Annotated in this window: 1 protein-coding gene and 1 other annotated feature; the gene reads right to left on the reverse strand. The window is 66.0% G+C overall.

What is annotated here, in order from left to right; genetic code table 11:
* Nucleotides 1-39: 39 nt before the first annotated feature.
* Nucleotides 40-1,268, reverse strand: a protein-coding gene (locus JQC91_RS17880) for an IS3 family transposase (RefSeq protein ID WP_203289008.1) whose coding sequence is annotated in 2 segments (ribosomal slippage) — nucleotides 40-980 and nucleotides 980-1,268 — 1,230 coding nt in all. Because the reading frame shifts where the segments join, the coding sequence is not laid out codon by codon here.
* Nucleotides 871-987: a sequence feature (AL1L pseudoknot), on the reverse strand. It overlaps the preceding gene by 117 nt.
* Nucleotides 1,269-1,318: the final 50 nt, after the last annotated feature.

A 1,318-nucleotide genomic window follows, 5' to 3' on the forward strand; every position in this document is an offset into this window, starting at 1 on the left:
TGAAGCGCCCCGAGTTTCCCGGAGGCTGGTTGGTTTGAGTTACGCGGCTCGCTGCTGCATGTCGATCCGGTCGTAGTAGGTGGCTTCGGCCTCTGCGGGCGGGATGTTCCCGATAGGTCCGAGCAGGCGTCGGTTGTTGAACCAGTCGACCCATTCGAGAGTCGCAAACTCGACGGTCTCGAGCGAGCGCCAAGGTCCGCGCGGCCGGATGATCTCGGTCTTGAATAGCCCGATCACCGTCTCGGCGAGCGCGTTGTCGTATGAATCTCCCACGCTGCCGACGGAGGGCTCGATTCCTACCTCGGCCAAGCGCTCGGTGTAGCGGATCGCGAGGTATTGCGATCCACGATCCGAATGGGCGACGAGGCCGCCATTCTTCGCAGGTCGACGGTCGTGGATAGCCTGCTCCAGAGCGTCGAGAACGAAGCCTGCGGTGGCATTGCCGCTGACGCGCCAGCCGACGATCCTCCTGGCGTAGGTGTCGATGACGAAGGCGACGTAGACGAAGCCTCGCCAGGTCGCCACGTAGGTGAAGTCGCTCACCCACAGCCTGTTGGGCGCGGGCGCCTGGAACTGTCGGTTTACCTTGTCGCGCGGGCACGGCTGCGCCGGGTCGGGGATGGTCGTCCTGATCCTCTTGCCGCGCACGGCGCCCTGCAGGCCCATGGCACGCATCAGCCTCTCGACCGTGCAGCGGGCGACCTCGAAGCCTTCCCGCAGCAGTTGCCGCCAGACCTTCCGCGCCCCGTAGACGCCGAAGTTCTCGGCATGCACGCGCGCGATCTCGACCCGCAGGCAGGCGTCCCGCTTGGCGCGACCGGACAGCCGGGAAGGATCGTCCCGCTTCGCCCGGTGCGCGTGATACGTCGATGGGGCGATCTGCAGCAGCCGGCAGATCGGCTCGACCCCGTGGGACGCGCGATGCGCATCGATGAACGCGATCATCGTCTCATTGGGCGGTCGAGCTCCGCCTGGGCAAAATACGCCGACGCCTTGCGCAGGATCTCATTGGCTTGGCGCAGCTCCCGGACCTCGCGCTCCAGCGCCTTCACCCGCGCCGCCTCCTCGACACGGGCTTCGGCTCCAGGCACGGCTGCCCTCTCAGCCTCGCGGACCCACCTTCTCAGCGTCTCCGCCGTGCAGCCGATCTTCGACGCGATCGACTGGATCACAGCCCACTGGCTCGCATGATCGGACGCATGATCGCCCACCATTCGAACCGCCCGTTCGCGCACCTCAGGCGCGTATCTCTTCGATGTCTTCCCCATGGCTCCATCCTCTCACAGTCAGAAGCCTCCGAGAAACTCGGGGCGCTTCA

Origin of the sequence: Jannaschia sp. Os4, assembly GCF_016820245.1 — a bacterium.
Taxonomy (GTDB): domain Bacteria; phylum Pseudomonadota; class Alphaproteobacteria; order Rhodobacterales; family Rhodobacteraceae; genus Jannaschia.